The 6000-nt window shown below is 62.1% G+C and carries 6 protein-coding genes and 2 pseudogenes; 2 read left to right on the forward strand and 6 right to left on the reverse strand.

Features of this window, described 5'->3' with window-relative positions; all coding sequences use genetic code 11:
• Positions 1 to 147 precede the first annotated feature (147 nt).
• A pseudogene (locus tag NLX68_RS26095) lies at positions 148 to 306 on the reverse strand (IS21 family transposase); the annotation flags it as partial.
• 44 nt (positions 307 to 350) lie between these two features.
• On the reverse strand, positions 351 to 1271 hold the full coding sequence (locus tag NLX68_RS26100) for a LysR family transcriptional regulator (RefSeq protein WP_254286396.1): 921 nt from the start codon (positions 1269 to 1271) through the stop codon (positions 351 to 353).
• 99 nt (positions 1272 to 1370) lie between these two features.
• Here NLX68_RS26100 and NLX68_RS26105 point away from each other — a divergent pair, with 99 nt between their 5' ends.
• Both NLX68_RS26105 and NLX68_RS26110 read left to right on the forward strand, forming a co-directional pair.
• Positions 1371 to 2033, forward strand: coding sequence for an NADPH-dependent F420 reductase (locus tag NLX68_RS26105; RefSeq protein WP_254286397.1), 663 nt, complete (start codon positions 1371 to 1373; stop codon positions 2031 to 2033).
• Positions 2034 to 2406: 373 nt separating this feature from the next.
• Positions 2407 to 2703, forward strand: a complete 297-nt coding sequence (locus NLX68_RS26110) for a hypothetical protein (RefSeq protein ID WP_254286398.1) — start codon at positions 2407 to 2409, stop codon at positions 2701 to 2703.
• Between the two features lie 53 nt (positions 2704 to 2756).
• Here the strand turns inward: NLX68_RS26110 and NLX68_RS26115 are convergent, their stop codons facing one another.
• The 4 genes and pseudogenes from NLX68_RS26115 to NLX68_RS26130 form a co-directional block, all read right to left on the reverse strand.
• The gene (locus NLX68_RS26115; protein ID WP_254286399.1) at positions 2757 to 3749 is read right to left on the reverse strand and encodes an asparaginase; all 993 of its coding nucleotides are present in this window, start codon (positions 3747 to 3749) and stop codon (positions 2757 to 2759) included.
• Positions 3746 to 4792, reverse strand: a pseudogene (locus NLX68_RS26120) (hypothetical protein); the annotation flags it as partial. The gene NLX68_RS26115 and the pseudogene NLX68_RS26120, both read right to left, overlap by 4 nt.
• Positions 4737 to 4925 (reverse strand): hypothetical protein, encoded by a 189-nt coding sequence (locus NLX68_RS26125; RefSeq protein WP_254286401.1) that lies wholly within the window; start codon positions 4923 to 4925, stop codon positions 4737 to 4739. The gene NLX68_RS26125 and the pseudogene NLX68_RS26120, both read right to left, overlap by 56 nt.
• 9 nt (positions 4926 to 4934) lie before the next feature.
• Positions 4935 to 5732: a nitrilase family protein gene (locus NLX68_RS26130; RefSeq protein ID WP_254286402.1), complete on the reverse strand. Its 798-nt coding sequence runs from the start codon at positions 5730 to 5732 to the stop codon at positions 4935 to 4937.
• Between the last annotated feature and the right edge of the window lie 268 nt (positions 5733 to 6000).

A 6000-nucleotide genomic window follows, 5' to 3' on the forward strand; every position in this document is an offset into this window, starting at 1 on the left:
GAGGACGGTGAAGCGATCAAAGACCCGGTTTCCGGTGGATCGCAAGGCTGCTCCGCTGGAGTGAACAGCATTGCGGCCTGTGCCAGGCATTTTCGATCGCTCGCCCCCCGGCTTCAGTTACACAAATGCATCGGCATGAAAATGCGCAAACCGAGCATTGACCGTCCGGCCTTTGCCCTTGTTGACCTTGTCGACAGCGGTCTTCATGTTGTCGTAGATGCCACGACGCGGTACCCCACCTAACGCGCCAAACGAGCGGGTATGCGCATCGAACAACATCTCGTGGCCTTGGCTGGGGTACGCAACTGGCGGCAGGTGGCGGCGCGCTGGCTGCGGCTTTGAGTCAGGGGCTAATGAGCGGCATGGTCGGTTTCCACACTGGTCGCAAAGCGCGCCAGCACCGCATCGATGAACCGTCGCAGCTTGGCGGTTCTCTGCCGGTTGGCGGTATAGAGCAAATGCATCTGCCGGCTCGGCGGCTGGTAGTCCGCCAGCACCCGCACCAGCTCGCCGCTTTGCAGCGCCGGGCGCAGAAAGTCTTCCGGCCCCAGCACAATCCCGAAGCCATCCAGCGCCGCTGACATCAGCGCCCTGCTCTCGTTGACCTGCAAGCGGTTGGCGACCTGCACCTTGTGCAATGTGTCGCCCTGGACGAACTGCCACTCGCGGTCGGCCGGGCGCGACCAGTAGGCGTAACCCAGGCACTCGTGCTGTTCGAGATCGGCCGGTGTTCGTGGGGTGCCGTGGGCGGCCAGATAACGCGGCGCAGCGCAGGCCACCAGACGGTAAGGCGCAAGCGGCCTGGCGGTCAGGCTGGAGGTGCCCAGGGGGCCGATGCGAAATGCCACTTCGAAGCCCTCCTCCACCAGGTCGACGAAGCGGTCGGTCAGGTGCAGGTCGATCTCAACCTCGGGGTACTGGCGCAGAAAGTCAGTCACCAGCGGCATCAGGCTGTAGGAGCCGAAGGTGACGGGCGCACTGACCTTGAGTTTGCCCCGCGGCGTGTCGTTCATGATCTGCGCCAGGGAGTCGGCTGCCTGCGCCTCGCTGAGGATGTGTTTGCAGCGCTCGTAGTAGGCGTTGCCAAGCTCGGTCAGGCTCTGCCGCCGCGTGGTGCGATTAAGCAGGCGCGCGCCCAGGCGATGCTCCAGGGCAGCTACATGCTTGGCAACCATTTGTGGCGACATGCCCAGACGCTCCGCGGCGCTGGCGTAGGAACCTGCTTCGGCCGCCATTACAAAGGCACCCATGCTGCTCAGGCGATCCATCATTCAACACTCCTGGTAACGACACCCAATCCAGATCGGCAATTTATCTTCATCTGGTTGCCAATCATCATAAACGCTCCTATCACGCAACGGAGCAAGGACATGCGTATCGGCATTATCGGGGCAGGTTTTATCGGTCGGGCAGTAGCGCAGCTTGCGCTGGCCGCCGGGCATGAGGTGATGCTCAGCAACTCACGCGGGCCGCAGACCATGAGCAGCGTGCGCAGCGGCATTGCCGGCTGTGAAGTGGGTAGCGCAGAAGAGGCTGCACAGTTTGCTGAGCGGGTCCTGCTGGCGATCCCCTTCGCGCACTACCGCAGCGTGCCCGCGCAGTGGCTGGAGGGCAAGATCGTCATGGACGCCAACAACTACTACCCGGACCGCGATGGTCATTTTCCCGCGCTGGACAGCTTCCAGACCACCACCAGTCGCCTGCTTGCCGAGCATTTGCCGGGTTCGCGGGTGGTGAAGGTGTTCAATGCGATCCTCGCCCAGGACCTGGAGAAAGACGCACGTATCAGTGGCGCAACAGATCGGCGTGCCCTGCCTATTGCCGGCGATGATGGTGAAGCGAAGACCGTTGTGAGCACGCTGCTCGACGACCTGGGTTACGACACCGTCGATGCCGGTGGCCTGGACGACAGCTGGCGGTTCGAGCGGGCCAAGCCGGCTTATTGCATCCCCTTTGGTGTAGAGAGCTTGAAGCGGGCCCTGGCGCAAGCCGAACGTGAGGTTGAAGTGCCTGAAGGAGCCTGGCGGCATTAAGTAGCGGCGTGACAGTTGATCTGATCCGTATTTTGCCGCGCCATCTGAATCTGTTTCGGTAACAGCGCCAGAGCGAAAATAGTCCTGCGCCCCGCTCTACCGGGCGCATTTCGCGAGTGCGGCCTGGCGCTGCACCGCAAAACCTTCATCTGGAGCGCTCAATGGGTAAGCTTGCAATCTTCGTCGTGGGTTTTCTGGCGCTGGCCATTGCGATTGGCGCACTCGGTACTATTTCGCCGCTATAAACCACGCTGTTCTCCAACCTTCTGACTTAAGCCTGCGGCACGGCGTTGACGATGGCGCCGCATCCGCCGCCAACCTGTGCGAAAATAGGGGGCTTTTGTTCCTATGTTTGGAGATGTACAGCTTGGTAATGCACTACTCAACCAGCGGCGACGCAGTCGCTTGCGGTCGCGCCGGTAATAACCTCACCAGCACCTCCACCCCTGACCAGGTTTCCTGCAAGTCGTGTCAGCGGTCCCTGGTCAAGACGGAGTCGTCTGCGCCGGCCAAGAAATCCACCCCGTCCCTGGCAGAGCTGCGCAAACAGCGCATGGCCAAGGCCAGCCCCAGCGCGTTCTGCTTCAAGGCCAACTGGCGTGCACGCCTGACTGCCCTGCCCGGCAGCAGCCGCCTGCCGCGCGGCGTAGTGCCTCAGCACTTCGTCTAAGCGCCCGCCCGAGGACACGTGGGTGCCGACACGCGGCCCCACGTGATCCCCCTTCATCGCAGCTGACGATACTCGGCCAGCCAGTGCTCCAGCTCGTCATCCATCCCGCAGCCAATCAGCACCCACAGCAATACCCGGCACTTGCGCGGGCACAGGAACCCCGCCATCTGGGCGCCCTTGCGTTGCAGGTCCATTTCGCCGCCGTCAAAGCCATAGGTATGCCGCGCCGTAGGGCCGGAGCCGGTTCGCGAGGCGATAATCACAGGCATTCTAGTGAGGATGTATCCCACACTCTTTGCCCACCCTTCGGATACATGCCCGGCGCCAAACCCAGCGACGACCAGGCCTTCATAGCCCAACCCGGTCATTTGCTCGAGCAGCAGGGTGTCAGCAGCCAGGCTGGCCTCCAGCAGCGCTACACGTTGATCGAGACGCCAAGGCTCCGGCAGGGGCTGGCGAGGCCTCACAGGCTTCAGGTAGCACGCGTGCCCCTCCACAACCAAACCCTCGCAGCCGAAGTGCGCTGAGCTGAAGGCTGCCATGGCCAGGCTCTCGGTTTTACGCACATGGGCAGCGGCGTGGATCTGATCATTGATCACCACCAGTACACCGCGGCCGCGACTCTGCGCAGCCAGCGCCACCTGCGCCGCTGCCAGCAGATTGGCCGGGCCATCGGCGCCGGGCTCACTGGCCGCACGCATGGCGCCGGTCAGGATCAATGGCGCATCAAAGGGCCAGAGCAGTTCGAGAAAGTACGCCACTTCCTCGAGGGTATCGGTGCCCTGGGTCAGCACCACCCCCTGTGCGCCCTCTTCCACCTGGACTTTGGCCCAGTACAGGACATCGATCAACTGAATGAAGGACAACGATGCACTGGGCAGCATCTGCAGGGTTTTCGCCGAGATGTGCGCAAGGCTTGCAAGCTGAGGTGCCTCGGCGAGCATCTGCGTGCTGTCCAGACCAGGAGTGACACCTTCGCCTACTGCTGACTGGAGCATGCTGAGGGTGCCGCCCAGGGTTCCTATGGCAAGTTTGGGCAGGGTCATGCGTCACCTCCTGTAACCAGGCTGATGAAGGGGAGGATTGCCAGGGTAGAAACAGCCATGGACAGCACATTGCCGATGAAGCCATGCATATGGCTTGGCAGGCGCTGGCTGATAGCGGCCGCCAAAGGCGGGGCCAGCAGTGCTCCCAACACCGCACTGAGCCCGACCACCTGCCAGCTACCGCCGAAGGTGAGCACGGCAGCCGGGACGACGGAGACGATCGGGATATAGGTTGGATACCAGCCCAGGCGCATCCATTGCCTACGCCAGATCAGCACACCGATGAACGAGGCCAGCACCTGCCCCGCCACCATCTGCACGACAAGTTGCGAGCCGTAGGCCGGGCCCGTGGGAGACAGGATGTACGCCAGCAACAGGCCCAACAACAAACCCAGGCTCGCCAGCTCATTGCCGAAGAACGGCGCTTCACTGAAGTCGGCCAGCACCCGGCGCAATGTCCAGGTGATGCCGTAATCGGCTTGGATCTGGCCGACCGCTTGAGGGGTGTGTTCCGACGCGGTTGACCTCACCAGCAGCGGAAATCGGCGGATCAAGATGAACGCCAGCACACTGGCAACCGCCATGCCGCCGACATTGCCGACGACCACTGGCAGCTTCAAGGGGTAGCACAGGTAGTTGACCAGCAGCAGGCTGGCCGGCGTGACCAGCAAAGCGCCCAGCAGCGCACCGCTGAAAGCGACCTTCCAGCCTGCACCAAATACCAGCACCATAGCCGCCGGCAACGAAACGAACGCGACGAAGGTCGGTTGCCAGGTGCCACTGTTCAAGGTCCAGCCCCACAGCGCATGACTGAACCACAACCCCAGCAGCGAACTGGTCACCAGCCACGGCCACAAGCCCGTACCGTAGCAAATGGCGAAGCCTTGCCAGCGCTTGCCGTTGCGGTTGGCCCAATGGGCCAGGGCAGCACCTGCGAGCAACCCCAGCGCTGGCAGCTCATGCTTGTAAAAGGCCGCTTCGCTGATATCACCGATGACCCAGCGCAAACGCGCCAGGGGCTGGTTGAGGTTGCTCATCATCTGGCCACAGGCCAATCCAAGCGTCGGCGCGGCCGCTGATGACTTCAAGCAGCACCGTGGTGACCAACGACACCGTCAGGCACAACAACAGCAAAGGCCAGAAGGTGGAACGGGAGGTTTCGATTGAGTTGTCCATTCCCCCTCCTTAGCGCGGCAAGGCTGGGTGCAGGTCATAACCGAGCATCGAACCGTAGAGGTCGGTCCGTCGGTCGCGGGGCAGATCGTTGAGGCTGTTCCAGATCGGTGCGCTGCGAGCACCACTGAGGTCGAGATCGGCGTAGAGGATGCATTGGTCTTCCGGCCCGGCGATCTCACCGAGGGGCCAGCCGTTGGTGCCGGCAATCAACGAGCAGCCCAGAAACCGCCCACCACGCTCACTGCCGATCCGGTTGGCGGCGGCGATATGCACATTGTTGACGTGAGCGGCGGTCATGGCCAGCAGACGTGGCACTTCCGGGAACCAGATGTCCCAGCAGATCAACAGGCCGATACGGCCGATGGGCGTCTCGAACACCGGGAAGCCGAGGTTCCCCGGGCTGAACCAGAGCTTCTCCTGGTTCCACAGATGGGCTTTGCGGTAGTGCCCCAGCAAACCTTCTGGGCCGAACAGTACCGCACTGTCATACAGTTTCAGGCCGTCGCGCTCGGCAAACCCTGCAACCAGGTAGACATGGTGTTCACGGGCAAACGCCGCCCAGATTCTCAGGCTAGGACCGTCCGCCAGTGCTTCGGCATGAGCCCAGGCTTCAGCGCGGGTATTGAAGCTGTAGCCGCTGTTGGCCAGCTCAGGCAGGACTATCAGATTGGCGCCCTCACGAACCGCTTGTTCGGCGAGCTCCAACCCATGGCAAAGATTGTTGTCGCAATGCTCAAGGCCGACCTGCGGATCGAACTGGATGACTGCGACACGGGCGGGACTGATCGGGGCAGCGTTTGCAGACATGGGCTTTGGCCTTCTTATCGTTATGGGAGGGACGCCAGTTAAGCGGACACTCGGTTAGATAAGACAGTCAGGCGGGTCTGAAGCTGGGGCAGGAATGGTCTTAGGTTGGGGAAAGGGCAATCATGGTAGCGGGTGTTTCCAGCTAATCAGGCGGTGCCTGCATCGCCGGCAAGGCCGGCTCCCACAGCCAGAAAGACAAAACCCCTACCTGCAGATGCAGATAGGGGTTTCGGAATTTAATCTTGACGATGACCTACTCTCACATGGG

The sequence above is a fragment of the Pseudomonas sp. SBB6 genome, assembly GCF_024213215.1.
In the GTDB taxonomy this organism is placed as follows: domain Bacteria; phylum Pseudomonadota; class Gammaproteobacteria; order Pseudomonadales; family Pseudomonadaceae; genus Aquipseudomonas; species Aquipseudomonas donghuensis.